The 18,240-nt window shown below is 69.8% G+C and carries 16 protein-coding genes and 2 pseudogenes; 13 read left to right on the forward strand and 5 right to left on the reverse strand.

What is annotated here, in order from left to right:
* Positions 1 to 153: 153 nt before the first annotated feature.
* The 8 genes and pseudogenes from S1361_RS01630 to S1361_RS40200 all read left to right on the forward strand — a co-directional run.
* Complete coding sequence (locus S1361_RS01630) at positions 154 to 921, forward strand: alpha/beta hydrolase family protein (protein WP_279577649.1); 768 nt, start codon at positions 154 to 156, stop codon at positions 919 to 921.
* Between the two features lie 263 nt (positions 922 to 1,184).
* A complete protein-coding gene (locus S1361_RS01635; RefSeq protein ID WP_208030054.1) occupies positions 1,185 to 1,847 on the forward strand; it encodes a DinB family protein in 663 nt (220 codons plus the stop codon).
* Positions 1,848 to 2,221: 374 nt separating this feature from the next.
* Positions 2,222 to 2,434, forward strand: a complete 213-nt coding sequence (locus S1361_RS01640; protein ID WP_208030055.1) for a hypothetical protein — start codon at positions 2,222 to 2,224, stop codon at positions 2,432 to 2,434.
* Between the two features lie 231 nt (positions 2,435 to 2,665).
* Positions 2,666 to 3,751 (forward strand): alkene reductase, encoded by a 1,086-nt coding sequence (locus S1361_RS01645; protein WP_208030056.1) that lies wholly within the window; start codon positions 2,666 to 2,668, stop codon positions 3,749 to 3,751.
* 153 nt (positions 3,752 to 3,904) lie between these two features.
* Positions 3,905 to 4,426: a MarR family winged helix-turn-helix transcriptional regulator gene (locus S1361_RS01650; protein WP_208030057.1), complete on the forward strand. Its 522-nt coding sequence runs from the start codon at positions 3,905 to 3,907 to the stop codon at positions 4,424 to 4,426.
* A 339-nt stretch (positions 4,427 to 4,765) separates the two neighbouring features.
* Complete coding sequence (locus S1361_RS01655) at positions 4,766 to 5,110, forward strand: DUF6191 domain-containing protein (RefSeq protein ID WP_208030058.1); 345 nt, start codon at positions 4,766 to 4,768, stop codon at positions 5,108 to 5,110.
* Positions 5,111 to 5,223: 113 nt separating this feature from the next.
* Positions 5,224 to 5,718 carry a DUF3995 domain-containing protein gene (locus S1361_RS01660; protein ID WP_208030059.1) on the forward strand — a complete coding sequence of 165 codons (495 nt, stop codon included), beginning with the start codon at positions 5,224 to 5,226 and terminating at the stop codon, positions 5,716 to 5,718.
* A gap of 21 nt (positions 5,719 to 5,739) precedes the next feature.
* Positions 5,740 to 5,969: pseudogene (locus S1361_RS40200) on the forward strand (IS982 family transposase); the annotation flags it as partial.
* Positions 5,970 to 6,102: 133 nt separating this feature from the next.
* Here S1361_RS40200 and S1361_RS01665 read toward each other — a convergent pair.
* Positions 6,103 to 6,693: a TetR/AcrR family transcriptional regulator gene (locus S1361_RS01665; RefSeq protein WP_243769033.1), complete on the reverse strand. Its 591-nt coding sequence runs from the start codon at positions 6,691 to 6,693 to the stop codon at positions 6,103 to 6,105.
* A 133-nt stretch (positions 6,694 to 6,826) separates the two neighbouring features.
* Here S1361_RS01665 and S1361_RS01670 point away from each other — a divergent pair, with 133 nt between their 5' ends.
* A complete protein-coding gene (locus S1361_RS01670) occupies positions 6,827 to 7,672 on the forward strand; it encodes an SDR family NAD(P)-dependent oxidoreductase (protein ID WP_208030060.1) in 846 nt (281 codons plus the stop codon).
* A 207-nt stretch (positions 7,673 to 7,879) separates the two neighbouring features.
* Entirely contained in the window at positions 7,880 to 8,863 is a 984-nt protein-coding gene (locus S1361_RS01675; protein WP_208030061.1) for an aldo/keto reductase, read from the forward strand.
* Between the two features lie 268 nt (positions 8,864 to 9,131).
* Here the strand turns inward: S1361_RS01675 and S1361_RS40205 are convergent.
* The 3 genes and pseudogenes from S1361_RS40205 to S1361_RS01690 form a co-directional block, all read right to left on the reverse strand.
* Positions 9,132 to 9,422: pseudogene (locus tag S1361_RS40205) on the reverse strand (hypothetical protein); the annotation flags it as partial.
* A gap of 106 nt (positions 9,423 to 9,528) precedes the next feature.
* Positions 9,529 to 10,521 (reverse strand): alpha/beta hydrolase family protein, encoded by a 993-nt coding sequence (locus S1361_RS01685; protein ID WP_208030062.1) that lies wholly within the window; start codon positions 10,519 to 10,521, stop codon positions 9,529 to 9,531.
* Positions 10,518 to 11,438, reverse strand: coding sequence for a zinc-binding dehydrogenase (locus S1361_RS01690; RefSeq protein ID WP_208030063.1), 921 nt, complete (start codon positions 11,436 to 11,438; stop codon positions 10,518 to 10,520). The genes S1361_RS01685 and S1361_RS01690 overlap by 4 nt, the downstream gene beginning before the upstream one ends.
* Before the next feature lie 89 nt (positions 11,439 to 11,527).
* Here S1361_RS01690 and S1361_RS01695 point away from each other — a divergent pair, with 89 nt between their 5' ends.
* Positions 11,528 to 12,472, forward strand: a complete 945-nt coding sequence (locus tag S1361_RS01695; protein WP_208030064.1) for a LysR family transcriptional regulator — start codon at positions 11,528 to 11,530, stop codon at positions 12,470 to 12,472.
* A 150-nt stretch (positions 12,473 to 12,622) separates the two neighbouring features.
* On the opposite strand, the gene S1361_RS01700 is transcribed toward S1361_RS01695, so the two are convergent.
* Positions 12,623 to 14,086 carry an NB-ARC domain-containing protein gene (locus tag S1361_RS01700; RefSeq protein WP_208030065.1) on the reverse strand — a complete coding sequence of 488 codons (1,464 nt, stop codon included), beginning with the start codon at positions 14,084 to 14,086 and terminating at the stop codon, positions 12,623 to 12,625.
* A gap of 447 nt (positions 14,087 to 14,533) precedes the next feature.
* On the opposite strand from S1361_RS01700, the gene S1361_RS01705 reads away from it, so the two are divergent.
* Positions 14,534 to 16,576 (forward strand): FAD/NAD(P)-binding protein, encoded by a 2,043-nt coding sequence (locus tag S1361_RS01705; RefSeq protein ID WP_243769479.1) that lies wholly within the window; start codon positions 14,534 to 14,536, stop codon positions 16,574 to 16,576.
* Complete coding sequence (locus S1361_RS01710) at positions 16,576 to 18,240, forward strand: histidine phosphatase family protein (protein WP_208030067.1); 1,665 nt, start codon at positions 16,576 to 16,578, stop codon at positions 18,238 to 18,240. The genes S1361_RS01705 and S1361_RS01710 overlap by 1 nt, the downstream gene beginning before the upstream one ends.

Below are 18,240 nucleotides of genomic sequence, written 5' to 3' on the forward strand. Positions count from 1 at the left end.
CCGGACTGGAAGACCAGCGCTCAGGAGAGGTGGCGTCCCTACGATGTCGCCATGATGATCTATGGACAGGGACAGCCGCTGATACGTGTCCTGCACGACGAGTCCCGACGTGACCTGCGGGACCCGACTCGTCCGCGCCCTGTCCGTCTTTACGTGTGGGAGCCGAACCGCCCACAGGCTGCACCAGCTCCGCTGGTCGTCGTCTCTCACGGCACCGGAGGTTCGGGCAGCAACATGAAGTGGCTGGTACGACCGCTGCACGAGGCGGGATTCCGGGTCGTTGCCCTTGATCACCACGGCAACAACTACGTCGACGGCTACGAGCCGGAGGGCTTTCTCCACGTATGGGATCGGCCCCGGGACGTCTCCTTCGCCCTCGAAGCACTGGCCCGGGAACAGCCGCTTGGTCCGGTCGGCGTGGCAGGCTTCTCCCTCGGCGCTTACACGGCGGCGGCCCTTGCCGGGGCCCGTATCGATCCGCAGATCCTGTGGGCTGTACTGACGGGAACGATCCCTCTACCGGAGATCCCCGAGTTCCCCGGCGCGCTGGAGGCGCTGCGGAAGAAGCATCCACTGGACAAGTGGTCACGACGTGCGTTGGATGCCGCCGCAGCAGACCTATCGGATCCCCGAGTGCGGGCGGTCTTCCAAATAGCCCCTGGAGTCGGCGGTCTCGTAACCCCGGAGAGCCTGGCAAGCGTGCGGGTGCCCGTGGGCATCCGCTGGGGTGGAGCAGACACGGTCAATCCGTACGACGTCGACACCAGGCCGTACCTGGAGCACATCCCTACAGCGACTGGCAGCTCGGCCGGCCCCGACGTCCGTCACGATGACTTCTTCGCCCCGGAACCCGTCGACCCGACTGTCCGCGTTCGAGTCGGCAGGGAGGCGGCCGACTTCTTCCAGCAGCACCTGGGCTGAGCCTCGGCGGATACGACTTCGTCGTGGAGCACGGGGCTACCAGCAGTGAGCCGCAAGGCAGCCACGGGAAGCATTTGAAACCGCTATGCGGTTCCGTGCACTTGCTCAGCTCCATGAGGGGCACTTTTTGCGTGCTCGTCTTGCTCCATCAGCTGTGGTGGTTGCCGTCGCTGGTGTCTTCTTCAGCGCGCCGGCCGTGTCCGCGGCGACGCTGCCGTCGACCAACACACCGCTCACCAGAGCCCGTGGCAGGCTCATGCCGCATGATCGATGAATTCGCGAAAGAGAACCTGCACGGGAGACTGCGGCGGGACCGCAAGGCGCTGCTCTGGAAACTCGACGGCTTGTCCGAATATGACGCCCGCCGACCTTTGACAGCGACCGGGACCAACCTCCTCGGCCTGGTCAAACACGTGGCCACCGTCGAGGCCAGGTACTTCGGCGAGGTCTTCGACCGCCCTTCCCCGGAACCGCTGCCCCGGTGGCAGGACTACAACGGCAGCGATCTGTGGGCGACCGAGGACGAGACCCGCGATCAGATCATCGGGTTCTACCGGCGCACGTGGGAACACTCGGACGCGACGATCAACGAGCTTCCCCTCGACGCCCCCGGCCACGTGCCGTGGTGGTCGGAGCCTTGTCCCAACACGAACCTGTTCGCCATCATGGTCCATGTCCTCGGCGAGTCCAACCGGCATGCTGGGCACGCCGATATCCTGCGCGAGGGCCTCGACGGCCGGACCGGGGTGCGCCCCGAACACGAGAAGCAGATCGACGAGGAAGCCCGTGCAGCCTACTGCGCGAAGATCGAGCAGGCCGCCAGGTCGGCCGCGCCGATCAAGGCTCAGGTTGTCTCACGCGACTTGATGTTCGTGCAGCATGACGCCGGTCGTGGGCGCTGCTCTGTCGAGGCGTCTGGTACCTGATGAACTCTGGGGGTTGGCCGCCCCGTTGCTGCCGTCGCTTGCCGCTCGTCCGCCAGGTGGTGGGACCGTTCCCTGTGACGAGCGGAGGCGTGTTCACGGCAGTGGTGTACGCGCTGACCAGCGGCCGTGCCTGGCCGCATCTGCCGCCGACGTTCGGCAGGTCGCCCGCCACCGCGCATCGCCGCTTCACGGTATGGACGCCGGCCTCTTCCAACAGAAGGTTCCACGGCCGACCTCTGGGGACCGCGTCAGCTCCTTCGCGCCGCAACTGTGCCACCAGCGTGCCGAGATAGCGCGCGCTCCGGTGAACGGGGCTGTTCAGGACGGCACTGGTCACCCATGCCGAACGGGAGCCGCCCCAGGGAGACCCCTCGATGGCCTTGACCGACTCCCTCGATGTCGCCCTGGAGGCGCAGAAGACCGACCCCTCGCTCACCATCGTGCGCACAGCACCGGAACGCGCCCTTCCCCGCGCCGAGGAACTGACCGTCGCACTGGGCTCACTCGCCGGCCGACTGCCGCCGGGAGGGGGCAGGGTCGCCGTCGGTGCCGCGCTGGATGTGGAGCTGCTTCTCCTTGACGTCTAAGGCCGCTGTTGTCCAAGCAAGTAATGGACCAACCATCCCCTTAAGGTGCGTTGACCAAACGCTACTGCGCGCATCACCTGCAGATACTACACCCGCAGCTCGGTCGTGATACAGCTCACACGGGCCCACGGGAAGGTCGAGGAGGTAGTTTCTTGTTCGGACAAGTAATAGCGTTGTGGAGACCCGCGCAGCCGTACGGGCGCCCTCCCTTCCCGAAGAAACGAGATGACGATGTCGAAGGCATTCGAGCCTCATGAGCTGGGCGGCAAGCGCCTGGCCAACCGCCTGGTGATGGCGCCGATGACGCGAAGCCGCGCCTACGGCCCGGGCCAGAGCCCTACGCCGTTGATGGCGGACTACTACGCGCAGCGCGCCTCCGCCGGGCTGATCGTCACCGAGGGTGTCCAGCCCTCCAGGGTCGGCCAGGGCTACCCCGACACCCCCGGCATCCACACCGCCGGGCAGGTCGCTGCCTGGCGCCGGGTGACCGACGCCGTGCATGCCCGGGGTGGCGTGATCTACCTGCAGATCATGCACACCGGACGGGTCGGACATCCCGCGCTGACGGGCCTGCAGCCCGTCGGCCCCTCCGCTGTCGCGGCCGCCGGCCAGGTGTACACCCACGAAGGCCCTCAGGACTTCGTCACCCCGCAGGAACTGAGCGACACCGAGATCCGCGCCACCATCGCCGACCACGCCACCGCCGCCCGCAACGCCATCGAGGCCGGCTTCGACGGCGTCGAGCTGCACGGCGCCAACGGGTACCTCATCCACCAGTTCCTCGCCCCGAACAGCAACCTGCGCACCGACGCGTGGGGCGGCAGCCCGGACAAGCGCATCCGCTTCGCCGTGGACACCACCAAGGCCGTCATCGAGGCCATCGGCGCCGACAAGGTCGGCTTCCGCCTCTCCCCGGGCAACCCCTACAACGACATCGACGAGTCCGACACCGAAGACATGGAGGCCACCTACACCGCCCTGGTCGAGGCCCTCGCCCCGCTGAACCTCGCCTACCTGCACCAGCTGGAGGCCCCCGGCGTACGCGAGCTGACGCTCCGGCTGCGCAAGGCATGGCCTTCGGCCTTCATCCTCAACCCCTTCACCGGTCAGGAGCCCACCGGAGCGGCCGAGCTGGAACTCGTAGAGAACGGCACCGCCGACCTGCTCGCCTACGGCGCCCTCTTCCTCGCCAACCCCGACCTGCCCGCCCGCCTGGCCCAGGGGGGCCCGTTCAACACCCCCGACCCCGCCACCTTCTACGGCGGCGGCGAGAAGGGCTTCACCGACTACCCCACGCTGGAGGAAGCCCGCGGCTGACGGCCCGGCGACGGGCCGGGCCCGCCAGGCATGCCGCATCCGAGCAGCACATATCCTTCTCTCAGGACGCGGTCCCCGGGGCCTGTACGCGGCAGTCGGCCCCAGTGCCGGCTGCCGCGGCCGTCCTCACGGGAGAAAGCAGAAGGCAGCACCATGGATTCCGAGGCAACACCCCAGGCCCGCGAGGCCGGCGACCTCCCCGAGGCCGCGCGCCGGGGACCGATCAGCCACGCGATCTTCCGGGTGGCCCGCCTGCACCGCATGGTCGCCGGCCAGCTCCTGCGCGAGGTCGGCCTGCACCCGGCCCAGGAGCTGGTCATGATGCAGCTGTGGGACCGCGGCCGGATGCGCCAGACCGACCTGGCCGGGCACCTCGGCACCGACGCCGCCACCATGACCCGCACCATCCAGCGCCTGGAGAAGGCCGGATTCGTCCGCCGTGCCCGCTCCGCCAGCGACAAGCGCTCGGTGCTCGTCGAACCCACCGCTGCAAGCCAGGCCCTGCGCCGACAGGTCGAAGACCTCTGGGCCCGCCTGGAGGACCACGTTGCAGGCGACCTCACCGGCGCCGAACGAAGCGAGACCCTCGCCGTCCTCGAACGCCTCGAAACCAACCTCGTCACTCACGTCAGCGACGGTGAACCATCCTCGCTCCCTGGCGCGTCCGACGCCTGACCGGGCGATCGACAGCGGGGGGACACATGCCCCTCGGCCCAGCAGCCGCGCCCGCCGACAGCCGGTGGCAGCCGGGCGGCTGGGCGGCGGGCTCCGCCGGAGGGCGACGGCTACTTGCACCGTGGGTCACGGAGAGGGGGTCGGGGTCGTGGTGAACGCCTGGAGGCGAGCGGCCGGTTACTTGCTCCCTGGCGTCCGAGCCAGCGCTCCGGAGCCTGGACGATCAAGTCCGCTGTGCTCGATCGCCTGCGACGGTGAGCTGAAGGGCGGGCATGCTGCGGCTCGAACCAAGTGCGGGAACTTCGGGCACAGGCGCCGCGTTTCTCCAGCATGCTGGCTATGTGGGGCGCCGCACTTCCGGTGCTGGCCTTTCTTCTGTTCGTCTGCGGTGCGGCCGAGTTGATGATGCGGCGATTCAGGCGGCGCAGCGTCCTCCACCGCGGCCGCGGTCCTGAGGACCGCCCCTTGACAGGATCCGCGTTCAACGAATTCGACCTGGTATTCAACGGCAACAAATCGATCGAGATCGAGCAGCAGCGACATGAGGCCAACCGCCGCGACGACCAGGACGATGGTGCTCCGCCGCACACGCGCATCGACCTGGCCGGCGGCATAGCCCGCATCGTCCTCCCGCCCGACCGCGAGGCCGTTCACCGGCCGGGCGGGGGTGCGCAGCAACCCTGAGGAGCCCCGTGGCGAGCTCGTCTGCCCGCAGCTGTGAGACCAAGGCGGTATCCCCCCAAAGGATCCGCACTCTCTCACGCCGGCGTGCCACAGGCAGTGCCATGCTCATCCCTATGGATGAAGATCGGCAGAGCAGGCCAACGGCGGGGGCGTGGGGGCGCGTCGGGTGCGCCTGGGCGGTTGCTTTCGCCACGCTTCACTTCTACTGGGCACTGGGCGGCGACTGGGGTCTGAGTGTCTCGGCGGGGCCCCTGGCCGAGGAACGCCCGGCGTGGTTCGTAGCGGTGGGCCTGTGGGGTGTGGGGGTGCTGTGCCTTGCCGGCGGGGTGCTGGGGTGGCTTCTCACCCGGCCGCGGCCCCATCACCTGGCCGGACGGTTGATCAAGGCTCTGGGCTGGTCTGTTTGCGCCGTACTGCTGGTGCGCGGCGTCGCGGTTGAGATGCTGTTGCTGACTGACACGGCGGGCCAGGAGGCAGACGTGAGCCCGGAACAGCGGCTGTGGACGTTGATGCTGTGGAATCCCTGGTTCCTGGTCGGCGGTCTCGTCTTCGGCCTGTCCGCTCGCGAGTTCGGAAGAGCGGACGGTTCGAGTAGCGGAACCGCCTGAATGACGTCGGGGATCACGATTCGGCCGACGGTGAAGCGGTCAGAGCTGACCGGCTGGGCCGGATACGGGGGAAGCACGCCTCGCATTCCGCTTCTTCTTGGGCCTGTGTCTGTATCTGGTCTGCTCCCCGGTCGGCATGCCGATCGCGCGGGCCGGCCGACCCCATGGTGGACGAACGCGACGTTCTGCAGGTGATGCTCGACGTCGACGCCGACCTGGTCGCCGACCGCCCGGGTCTGCTGATCATCAACCGTGATCGCCCGGACGGCTCCCAGGTCGGTGAGGGCTACTACCTGCAGCCCGCCGGCGAAGTCACAGCTACTGGTAGGGGCGGAAATCCGATGCTGCGCAACAGCGAGGGCGGGGATCGCGGCCGGAGCCGGGTCACGTACCGGACACCGGCCCGTCGGCCCCGTACCGGAGGCCGTCGAGGAGCAGGTCGAGGAGGCGGCCGGCCCGTTCGCGTTGGTCGGGAGCGCTGGTGATCAGCGCGACGCCGGCCAGGCTGAAGCCGACATCGAAGGGGTCGATGTCCGGGCGCAGCAGACCGGCCTCGGCGCCGGCGTTCAGCAGGGTCCCCAGCGCGGTGCCGAGCTTGTCGAGGGTCTCGGCGAAGGGGTCCGCACCGGATGCGACCGCGGCCCGCAGCGCGTCCGCCATGCCCTGCTTGGCGGCCAGGTAGTCGATGAAGTCGTCCATCCACAGGCGGATCGCCCGATCGGGCGGGTTTTCAGCGAGCAGCTTCGCGGCACTGTCGCAGACACGGGCCAGCTCGTTCCGGTAGGCCGCCTCGACCAGTGCCTCGCGCGTGGGGAAGTGGCGGTAGAGCGTGGCCGAGCCGACGCCCGCGGCCTTGGCGATCGTGTCGATCGCCACGTCCGGGCCCTTCTCGGAAAAGGCGCGCACGGCCGCCTCGAGGATGCGCTCCCGGTTGCGGCGGGCATCGGCACGCAACGCGCTCGGCTTGCTGGTCAAAGGCTGCTCCCTTCGTGTGGGGACCAGTCTAGCTGGACAACCGGGGACTTCCCCGCTTACCGTGGCAGATAACTGGGGAACTCCCCGGTTACGGGTATCGGCCCGTTGTGTTCCCCAGGCAAGGAAGACCCTCATGACCCCCGCGAAGACCGTTCTGATCACCGGTACGTCCTCCGGCATCGGCCTGGCCGCCGCCATCGGCGCCGCCCGGGCGGGCTGGACGACGATCGCCACCATGCGCGACACCGGCAAGGCCGAGGCCCTGCTCAAGGCCGCCACCGAGGCGGGTGTCGCGGACCGGATCCAGGTCAAACGCCTGGATGTGACCGACTCCGCCGGCATCACCGCCTGCCTGGACGAGGTCGTCGCCGAGCACGGCCGCCTGGACGCGTTGGTCAACAACGCGGGCGCCGCCCAGGTCGGCACCATCGAGCAGAGCAGCATCGACGACGTCCGCGCGGCCATGGAGGTCAACTTCTTCGGCGTGGTGGCGGTGACCCGGGCGGCGCTGCCGCACCTGCGGGCGTCGAGGGGCCGGGTGATCACTGTCACCAGCGTCGGCGGCGTCGTGGGCCAGCCCTTCAACGAGGCATACTGCGCTGCCAAGTTCGCCGTCGAGGGCTTCATGCAGTCCCTCGCGCCGGTCGCCGCCACCGTCGGCGTCGACGTCACCGTGGTCGAGCCGGGCGCGGTGGCGAGCGAGTTCGTCGCCAACCTCGGCTTGGACGTCCCGGCACTGCTCGCCGCCGCCGGGCCCTACGGTACGGCGCTCGAGGCCTACATCAGCCGCACCCAGCAGTCGTTCAGCAACGCCCAGACCCCGGCCGAGGCGGCCGCACCGATCGTCGACGCCCTGACCACCACCCACCCGCCCTTCCGCGTCCAGACCTCGCAGTGGGCCCGCGACTTCGTCGCCACCACCCTCGCCGACCTCGACGGTTCCGCCGTCCAGGCCCTCACCGGTACCTGGGTGCGCTGACCGCCCCGCGTCCCCGTGGGTGCACTGCCGACGCCGGGCGCGGCAGCCGCCACAGCACCCCGTCGGCGCCACACCACCGCCACGCCGCGCCGGACCAGCGACCGGCGCCGGGCTGCACCCGGTCCGGGCCGAGGGCCGCAGCGCACCGGACCCACAACCGACCACCCACACACCGCGGGACGACCCGCAACAGCAAGGAAGACCACCATGGAACTCCGCACGCTCGGCAGCCAGGGCCTGACCGTCTCCGCCGAAGGACTCGGCTGCATGGGCATGAGCGCCTTCTACGGCAGCACCGACGAGGCCGAATCCCTCGCCACCATCGACCGTGCCCTGGAACTGGGCGTGACCCTGCTGGACACCGCCGAGAGCTACGGCCCGTTCATCAACGAGCAGCTGCTCGGCAAGGCCCTCGCCGGCCGCCGCGAGCGGGCCGTCGTAGCCACCAAGACCGGCATCGAGTTCACGGACGACGGCACGCTCGTCGGCCACAACGGGCGCCCCGAGTACATCCGGCATTCCCTGGACCGCTCACTGCGCCACCTGGGCACCGACCACGTCGACCTCTACTACCTGCACCGCGTCGACCCGCAGGTGCCGATCGAGGAGACCGTCGGCGCCATGGGTGAGCTGGTGGCCGCCGGCAAGGTCCGCTACGTCGGCCTGTCCGAGGTCGCCCCGCAGACCATCCGCCGCGCCCACGCCGTCCACCCGATCACTGCGGTCCAGACCGAGTACTCGCTCTTCGAGCGCGGCATCGAGGACGACGGGGTCATGGCCACCCTGCACGAACTCGGGATCGGCCTGGTCGCCTACTCGCCGCTCGGACGCGGGTTCCTGTCCGGTGCGATCACCAGCCCGGACGACTTCGCCGCCGACGACTTCCGCCGCACCGACCCGCGCTTCCAGGGCGAGAACTTCGCCCGCAACCTGGCCGTGGTCGACGAGGTCCGCCGCATCGCCGCCGTCAAGCAGGTCTCGCCATCCCAGCTGGCTCTCGCCTGGGTGCTGCACCAGGGCGCGGTCGCCATCCCCGGCACCAAGCGCCGCCGCTACCTGGAGGAGAACGTCGCCGCCACCACCGTGACGATCACCGATGAGGACCTGGCCGCCATCGAAGCCGTCGCCCCGCACGGCATCGTCTCCGGCGACCGCTACGCCCCTGAGCTGATGCAGAGTCTCAACGGCTGACCCTGCCGTTCCAGAACGGTCTCAACGAGCCAAGGGGGGCGCACATGCCGCCCCAGCCGCCCGAAGTCGCGGCGCGGAAGACGGAAGGAGCAGCCTGACCGAAGCACCGTGCGGCCATCGTGGATCCCACGCCCCGGACTGGCCCTGCTCCAGGCACGGGCGGATCCGACCATCGCCCCGGTCGGCTGCCGAGGCATCCATGCTCCTGACTCAGTAGCATGCGCGCAGCTCTCCAGGCGGGCTCGGCTCGTCACCAGCACCTCCGCGATCACGGCACTGCCCCCTGCGTTTTCGAGCACCTCGCTGGCTCCGGATACGTCCACCATCTCGGAGGAAGCGAGGGCGCCACTTGGCCGGTTCCCCTGGGGACGGTTCGTTCACGGACACCGTGCTCCCACGGTGCGACGGCAGCCCGGGCCGCCTGGTCGGCGGCGCGTGTGGCGGCCCAGCCGGTCTCGGTCAGTCCCAGCAGGCAGGCGCGGGCATCGTGCGGGTGTGGGTGCCGCTCTACGTATCCCTTTCGGACCAGTTCCTCGACCATCTGGGCGGCGGCCTGTTCCGGTGACGATGACGTGGGCGCCTTCGGTCAGGAGGCGGTGCGCCGCGGTCGCCAGACCCATGCCGCTGGTGCCACCGGTGATGAGGATGGTCTTGTCGGTGAAGGTTCACGCCGGTGTTCCCGTCAGGGCGTGCGTGAGGTGGTCGCTGAGGTGAGGCAGCCAGTCGGGTCGCGCGTTACCGAGGAGGTGGTCGCCGTGCGGGACGGACAGGTAACTCCCGTGCGGCGCCAGACGGGCCAGGAGCTCGCCGTTCGTCACACCGGGGATGACGTCCTGCTCTCCGTCCACGACCAGCAGCGGGGCTGCGATGCGGGGCGCCAGGGCTGCGAGGTCCACGTGGCGTACGAACTCCCGGGCTGCGTCGGCGCCCCCGGCACGTTGGGCCATGATCTCTCGTACCGGCGGGGGCAGTTCCTCCCAGGCGAGGCGGAAGGGACCACTGACGGTGGCGACGGCTGCCACGCGCGGCTCAAGTGCCGCGGCCCGGGCCGCGAAATAGCCGCCCAGACTCATGCCGACGAGTCCGATGCGTGCGACGCCGAGGGCGTCGATGACCCGGCCCACGACCCGCTCGTAGTCCGGCACGAAGGTGGTGGTGGCCGCGAGCACGCCCTGTCCGGGACCGTCCATCGCGAACACCGCCAGCCCCCTGGCCAGCAGCGCGGACACCAGATCGAGGAACTCCTCCTTGGCCGAGTCCAGGCCGGGGACGACGACCACGGTCCCCGGCGCGTCGGAGGGGCCACGCAGCCAGCCGGTGAAACCCTCGCCGCTCACCCGCCGCGCACCGGGTTCCAGCACCGTGAGCGCCCGGCTCAGGGCGTGGTCCGCCTCGACGGCTGCACGGGATGCGTCCGCGTACGGTGCCAGGGTGGCCAGGTGGAACCACCGGGCCGCCGTCAGCAGGTACTCCCCCGCTGAGAGGGACGATCCCGCGTTCTCCGCGCGCTGGAGGTATCCGTGTCCGGTGCGCCGGAAGGACGGGCCCCAGTCGGCAACGGAGGTGAGGGCATCGGTGACGCGCCGGTACTCGTGAGGGTCCACGCCTGCACCGGTGGCGCGTGTCCACTGGGCGGCGGCGAACTCGGGGGCGCTCATGGTGCTCCTCCAGTCAGCAGGACGGCCTTGCCGCGTATCCGGCGCTCTCGCAGGTCGACCAGGGTGTCGGCGGTCTGTGCCCAGTCGGTGATGCGGCCGATCTCCGGGTGCAATCGGCGCTGTTCCACGAGGCTGACCAGTGCGGACAGATCGGCGTGGTACGGGGCTTGGGCGTAGTGGAAGTGCTGGATCGTGACGCGCTCGGGGCCCCCGAGGAGTTGGAAGAAGTCGAGGGTCACAGGGATGCGGCTCGCCTGGCCGAACCAGACGAGCAGGCCGCCCGGGCGCATCTTCGACAGGGCGAGGGGCAGATCCGGTCCACCCGTGGACTCCAGCACGACATCGAACGGTCCCTGAGCCGCAGCGACCTCGTGCACCACGTTCGCGCCCAGTTCCGCGAGCCGCTCGCCGCGCACCGGCGTGGCCGTCACCGCGGTCAGGTCGGCCCCGGCCCCCACGGCGAGCTCGGTGACGTAGTGGCCGACGCCACCCGAGGCGCCGGTCAGCAGCACCCTTCGACCGGCCAGGGAACCGGCGGTACGCAGCAGCCGCAGGGCGGTGATCCCGGCCAGGGGAAGAGCTGCCGCCCGTGCGCTGTCGATGCTGTCCGGGAGCACCGCGAGCGAGTGCGTGGGGACGGCGGCGTACTCGGCCCAGCCGCCCTGCGCCGGATGGCCGACCACACGGGCGCCGATGCCAGGGCCGGAGCCGTCGGCTGCCGCCTGTACGACGAGCCCAGCGATGTCCTTGCCGGGCAGCAGGTCGGGCCGGGGGCGTTCGAGAAGGAATGTCTCGCCACGGTTCGGGGCGAACGCCTCGACTTTGATCAGTGCCTCACCGGGCTCGGGCACGGGCTGGGGGACCTCGGCGAAGGCGACCGGGCGCGCCGCTTCCCCCGTGGGAATCAGTCTCTGCATGGGGAGGATGCAACCCCCGCGGCTGCCCTGAGATCCAACAACGGACAAGCGAAGCCGACAACGTATGGTTGTCACCTATGGTGGGGGCCATGGATCTCGACGTGGCGCAGGTACGTGCCTTCGTACGCACCGCCGAGGAACTGCACTTCGGCCGGGCGGCCGGAACACTCGCCATCTCCCAGCAGGCGCTGTCCAAGAGGATCGCGCGGCTGGAATCCCTGCTCGGCACCGCACTGTTCCACCGCGGCGGCAACGGAGTACGCCTCACCGAAGCCGGACAGCGTTTCCTCCCAGCGGCCCGGCAGACCGTGGCCGCCGCCGACGCTGCGGTCGCGGCGGTGTCCGGGGCGGAACGTCCGCTGCGCGTGGACGTCTGGGGGCATCTCTACGCGCCGATGCGGACGCTGGCCCAGGTCGCCGGACGCGCCGGGAAACTGGCGCTGGGGCACGGGCGCGATCTGCCGTCGGTGACGACGGCACTGCTGCACGGCGACATCGACGCGGCTTTCGGCCGTGTCCACCCTCCGCTGCCCGCCGGCCTTGTACACCGCCTCGTCCGTCTCGAACCGGTGGACGCCGTACTGAGCGCGGACCATCCGCTCGCAGCCGAACCGGGCCTGCGGCCGGACCAGTTGCGCGACACCACGCTGTGGGCACCCGGCGCGCTGGACCGGCTCGATTTCCTCCACCGGTTCGCCGACCGATTCGGCATCAGGAACACGGCCACGAGCGTCAACCTGGGGCTCGCCCACTTCCTCGCCGAGTTGGCGGAAGAGCCGCGACGCTTCTCGCTGGTGCCTGCAGACGTGCCGTTGCCTGAAGTCCCCGGCCTGCGCTCCGTCCCCCTGGTCGATCCCACGCCGCTGTACGCCTGGTCACTGCTGTGGCCCACCGGAAACGGGCACCCGGGGCTGAACGGCCTCGCCACCGCCTGCGCCGAGGAAGCAGGACGCAGTCGATGGCTGGAGTACGACCCGACCCGCGACTGGCTGCCCGAACCGCCCACGAGCGGTACCGCACCCGGCCCTGCGTGACCTCGTCGGACCAGCCAGCGCCGGCCGGGCTGCGGAGCCTTCTCGTTGCCGGTTGCTCCTCGGCACCCCCCGCGGGTGAGGGACGTGAAGTCCTTCGGCGAGCAGGCTCTCCTCCGGGCGTCCCTACCCCGTTGCCGGAGGCCGCGCCCATCAGGCCGCGAGCACCCGTCCTGCGCGCAGTTGCTGCAGCAGGCCGGTCCTTTCTCCGTCTTCCGCAGCGTGCTGCCGCGGTATGGGCAGACGCAGTCCCCGGATGGTCCGGGCCTCGAGCCGTACGCCGGCGTCGCGGCTGCTGCCGCGTTCCGCCAGGCGGGCCAGGGCCTGGCGGATACGGGTTGCCGGTTCGTCGATGCAGAGACGTTCCTCCGCGTAGGCGTGGGCGAGCGGGTGGACTCGGAAGCGGTCGGATGCGGTGCGTTCGATCAGATGCTCTGCCGCCAGCGTGGCGAGGTGATGCTCGGCTGCGGCGGACGGTTCACCCAGAAGTGCGGCGGCCCCTGCGATCTCCACCTCCGTCGGCGGATGGAGGGCCAGCAGGCGAAGGAGTCGCTGTGCGCCCTGCGGCAGCCGGGCGTCCGAGGCGGCCAGCGCGGTGCGTACGCCGTCCTCCAGGGCCAGGGTGACCAGGGGCTCGCGGCAGTAGTCCCCGAGCGCCCAGCCGGGATGGTCGCGCATGTGGCGGCCGATGACCGACAGTGCCAGCGGTAGGTGGCCCAGTAACTCGGCGATCCGCTGGATGGCCGGGGTGTCTTCCGGGGCGAGCCGTTCGGCTCCCGCCGTTGCCCGCAGCAGTTCGACGGAGTCGGTCGGGTCGAGCGGCGGTATCGGCAGGCGGGCGGCTTCAGCCAGGCCCTCCAGCGCACGCCGACTGGTGATCAGCGTGCGGCTTCCCGGGACCCGGGGCAGGAGCGGCCGCAGCTGTTCCTCGTCCGCCACGTCGTCCAGCACGATCAACGCACCTGCCCCCGACAGCAGTTGGCGGTAGAGGACAGCTCGTGCGTGGAGGCCGTACGGGATGCGGTCGCCGGGTGTGCCGAGCAGCCTCAGGAAGGTCTCCAGTACGGCAGCGGGATCGACGGGTGGGCCCTGAGTGACGGAGCCTCGCATGTTCGCGAACAGGACGGGGGCGTCGGTGCGTTCCCCGGCGAGCAGTCGGCGGGCGAGGTGCAGGGCGAGCGACGTCTTGCCCGTACCCGCCATGCCCTCCAGCGCCAGTGTCGGTATCTGCCTCTCGGTGGTCAGCAGGGCCTCCGCCCGGGCGGTCAGCCCGGCTCTGCCGACGAATGCGGAAAGTCCCGCGGGCAGCCGGTCGTAGGCGCTGACCCGAGCGGCGGCCTCGGCCTCGCCGAGCACCGCGCGAAGCGACTGCCGCCAGACGGAGACGATGGCCTCATCGGCGCCGACGAGTGACTGCACCACCGCCAGCAGCAGGTCGGCGTTGGGGCGGCGGCGGCCCAGCTGGAAGCAGTTGCCCACCGTGGAGCGGGCCGGCCATTCGCCGCGGGGGCGTCCCGTCCGCTGCCAGTCCCGGTGGATACGCCGCGTGATCTCGGTGATCGACGGGTTGCCCGCCCACGCCTTCAGCAGTCTCAGTTCAGCGATGAACTCGTCCATTGTGCGGGCTTTTCCTGGATCCAGCACCTGCGGCACGAACATCCTCCCCCGTGGGACACCTGGCCACGAACAACCTGGAACAGGCGTTCCAAGTTAGACGATGCGGGGCCGCGAGTGTCAAGTGGTTCCGGCCTGTTGACCTCCCGCCACGGAACGCATCCAGGATCATCCACGATCTGTCCGGAAGCCCGTATTCCGTCCTGATGCTGGGGCCCGTCCCCAGCTCACCGGCACCCCGGGAATCCCGCTCGCAACTGACGGCGGACGCCGGGTGCCCCCTTCCAGGACGGGAGTGCGTGTACCGCCATGCCCGACATCGGTGTGTCCCCACGTCCCGTCGGCGGCAGCGTCGTCGTGGGCCAGGGCAGAGATCACCCGGTCACCATCGACCGGCCCCGCACGAGTGGCGCTGACGCTTCCCTCACCCAAGGAGACAAGACCGTGGAAATGCAGCACCCCACGATGCAGGACGACCCGACCCAGGAGGACGGCATGACCGAGATGACGACGCAGGCGAGCAGCCTGCGGCTGGACCCCGTGGAGGGTACGGCCGCAGGCACGCGGCGCGTCACCATCGTCGGCGCCGGCTTCTCCGGCACGCTCACCGCCATCCGGCTGCTCCACTTCGCCGCTGCACCCCTGGAGATATGTCTGATAGAGCGGGAGGAGGGATACCGCTACGGCGGTATCGCCTTCGGCTGGGCAGCCACCAACTGGGAGCACATGCTCAACATCCAGGCCGGCCGCATCACCCTGCGCCGCGAGCGCCCGGAGGACTTCCTGGAGTGGGCCAACGAGGAGGCAGACCGCTCGGAATGGCCGCAGAAGTGGCAGTACCACACATTCGGCGTGGCCTGCGTCGTGCCGCGGCGGATCTTCCGGCAGTACCTGGCCGAGCGGCTGCACGACGCGGCTGCCGACGCCCACGCCGAGGTGAGTCTGCGCGAGCTCTCCGGTGAGGTCATCGACGTCCACCGGCAGGGCGACGGCTACGTCGTCAAGTACGCCGGAGCCACGAAGCAGGGCGGCGTGCACGAACTGCCGTCGGACCAGGTGATCCTGGCGACCGGTCATCTCGCACCGGTGCAGGCGCCCTTCTACCACCGCATCAGGGACTGCGACCGCTTCCTTGCCGACCCCTACGCCCCCGGTGCACAGGAGTGGTTCCGGGAAATCGGCGCCGAGGAGAGCGTCCTCGTCACGGGCTCCGCACTGTCGGCCTTCGACACGGTGATCTCCCTCATCCACGCCGGCCACCGTGGACAGATCCTGATCTGCTCGCGCGGCGGCCACATGCACGGCACCTATCCCGTCGACCACGAGCACGACATCTGGCAAGCCCGCCGGCCTCCCTTCCTCGACGCCGAGAAGCTCACCCCCGAAGCGGTGGTCGAGGGGATCAGGGCGGAGTACGCGCACCTGCGCGCCGAGCACGGTGTGGAGCCGGGCAGCGCCCTCGACGCCGTCTTCCCCGAGCGGGTCATGAAGGCGTGGGAGCCGTACGTCATCGAGCTGATCTCCCGCATGGACGCCCGCGACGTGCGCATGCTGCTCGACACGTACAAGAGCCTGATCGTCACCAACCGCACCAGCACCGTACGGGAGATCGGCGGCGTCGTGCGCAGCCGGATGCGTGGATACAACGGCGCACCGAAGACCGTCGACGTCCTGTCCGCCGGCATCCAGGACATGCGCCCCGTCGAGGACGGTACGAAGATCCAGGTGGTCTTCGCCGACCAGCCGGACATCGTCGTCGACCGGGTCGTCAACTGCCTGGGCAACAAGACCGACTACGAGCGCCCCGACCACCCCCTGTGGCACGGCCTGGTCAACGGACACGGCTACGCACAGCCGCAGACCAAGACCCGCCGGGGCATCGAGGTCGGCACCCACGGACAACTCGTCTCCGCCGACGGCACGGTGGCGGCGGGCCTGTTCGGCGTCGGCCCGATGCGCCAGGGCGACGAGACCACCCGCCGTGGCCGGCTCGGCGCGTTCGTGTTCAGCATCGGCACCCTGCGCAACCAGTGCTTCGACACGGCGATGGAGGTGCTGCGCCGCCTCGAACCGGCCAGCGACGAGGAGCAGATGGACATCCCCGACGGCATCCACCACTGCCTGATCCGCAGCAGCGACTGGATCGCCGCCGACCTCGCCGCCGAGGAACCGCAGGCCACCCGCCTGCGGGAACGTCTGCAGAGCTACGCGAAGGACAACGCCTACCCCAACGCCGTCAACTACCTGCAGGCCCAGGACCGCACCGAGCGCCGCAAGTACCGCGCCATCCTGGACGACGACCTGGCCGACTTCGGCGCCGCCCTGGCCCGCGAGTTCGGCCTCACCGACCGGCAGGCCCGGCGGACCGTCTCCCTGCTGGCCACGCTCGTGCAGAAGCACGCGGTCCACAACCTGTGCGACATCACCAAGCTGGCGGGCTGGGACTCCCAGTACGCCGAGCAGGTCAAGCACGCCCCGAGGAAGGGCGCGTGATGAACGAGCACAACGAGCAGGAGCTGCTGAGCCGGCTGTTCATGGTCCGGCACGGCGAATCGACCTGCAATTCCGTCCACCGGATCGCCGGGCAGCGCGACGCCCCCCTGACCTTCCTCGGCCGGATCCAGGCCGAGAAGGTCGCCAAGGGTCACCGCGGGCAGCACTTCGACCGCGTCTACGTCTCCCCGCTGACCCGCGCCTTCGAGACCGCCAACACCATCTTCCGCCTCGACGCCCCCGACACGGACGTCCCCGAGGTCGTGGTCGACGAACGCCTGATGGAGCGCGACTTCGGCAGCTACACGCTGGAGAGCAAGTCCGTCCTCCAGCGTCGCCACGGCATCGCCGAGTACGAGCGGGCCATGAACGCCGACAGCCCGACCATGCACGGCGGCGAGACGTTCCAGCAGTTCAAGGACCGCGTGCACGCCTTCTACGAGGGGGAACTGCTGCCCGCGCTGCGGCGCGGCGAGACCGTGTGCGTGGTCTCGCACAAGTACGTCGTGGAGCTGATCTGCCGGTTCATCCTGGCCCGTCCTGCCGATGAGTCCTACGACCTGCGCCTGCCCAACTCCCAGATGCTGCAGGGCGACCGGATCCACAGCTACGTCAAGAACGAGAACAAGACCATGAACATGGTCTACGACTGGATCGTCGTCAACCATCCCGTGGTCTTCTGCGCCGGCCTGGCCGTGGGCCTGATCGCCAACCTGGCGGGAGCACGGATCTCCACCTCTCCCTACCTGCTGCTTCTGCTCCTGGTGCTGGCCAGCGTCATCACCATGTGCCGCATCGAACTGGAGAACGCACGAGCCTTCGTGACCGACCGCGGCACGCTGAGATCCGTCGCCGTGCGCTACCTCGCCCTGCCGATCGCCTTCGCGGCCCTGGTGCGCTGGTCGGACGCGGGCAGTACGGATACGGCGGCTGTCGCCGCGGTGTTCGTCGCCACGCCCAGCTCGGTGGTGGCGATGACCGTCAGCCGCTGTCTCGGCGGGATGATCATGCCTACCTTCGCGCAGGTTCTGCTCTCCTCGCTGGCTGCGACGCTGTCGTTCTCGACTGTGCTGGCTCTGACCCTGCACGAGGACGTCGCCCCGGCCGTCGCCATCAGCGCCGCCACCTCCACCGGCGTCGTCACCGCGGTCTACCTGGTGGTCAAGCGACTGAGGGAACGGTCGCCCATCCGCACGGCCAAGTACGGCGAGCGCAACGGATACGTGGCGGTGCTGCTGCTGACCGCGTTCATCGTGCTGGTCTGCCTCAAGCTCGACCTGGACGGCTTCACCACCTACGCGCCCACCGCCGCGGGCATCGCCCTCGGACTGCGTCTGGTCGCCGCCCTGCTCAAACGGCGCCGCCACGTCCAGACGCTCGACGACTACACCGCCATGACCTACCCCAACGTGTTCGTGGTCGTCATCATCGCCGCGTTCACCGGTAACCAACCGCTGGAGCAGGTGGCGATCTGGACCCTGCTGCCGATGTTCGTCCTGTCGTTCTTCGACAGTTTCTACGCCCGCCACCTCGTCGTCGCCCCCGACGACCCGCGCTGGCCCGACGTACTCGGCCTCAAGGACCGTCCGTCGGCCGTGCAGCGTGCCGCTGCCCCCGTGCGCGCCCTTGAAGACCCCGACGCCCGGCTTACCGCGAGGAGTTGA

Origin of the sequence: Streptomyces cyanogenus (genome assembly GCF_017526105.1) — a bacterium.
Lineage (GTDB): Bacteria > Actinomycetota > Actinomycetes > Streptomycetales > Streptomycetaceae > Streptomyces > Streptomyces cyanogenus.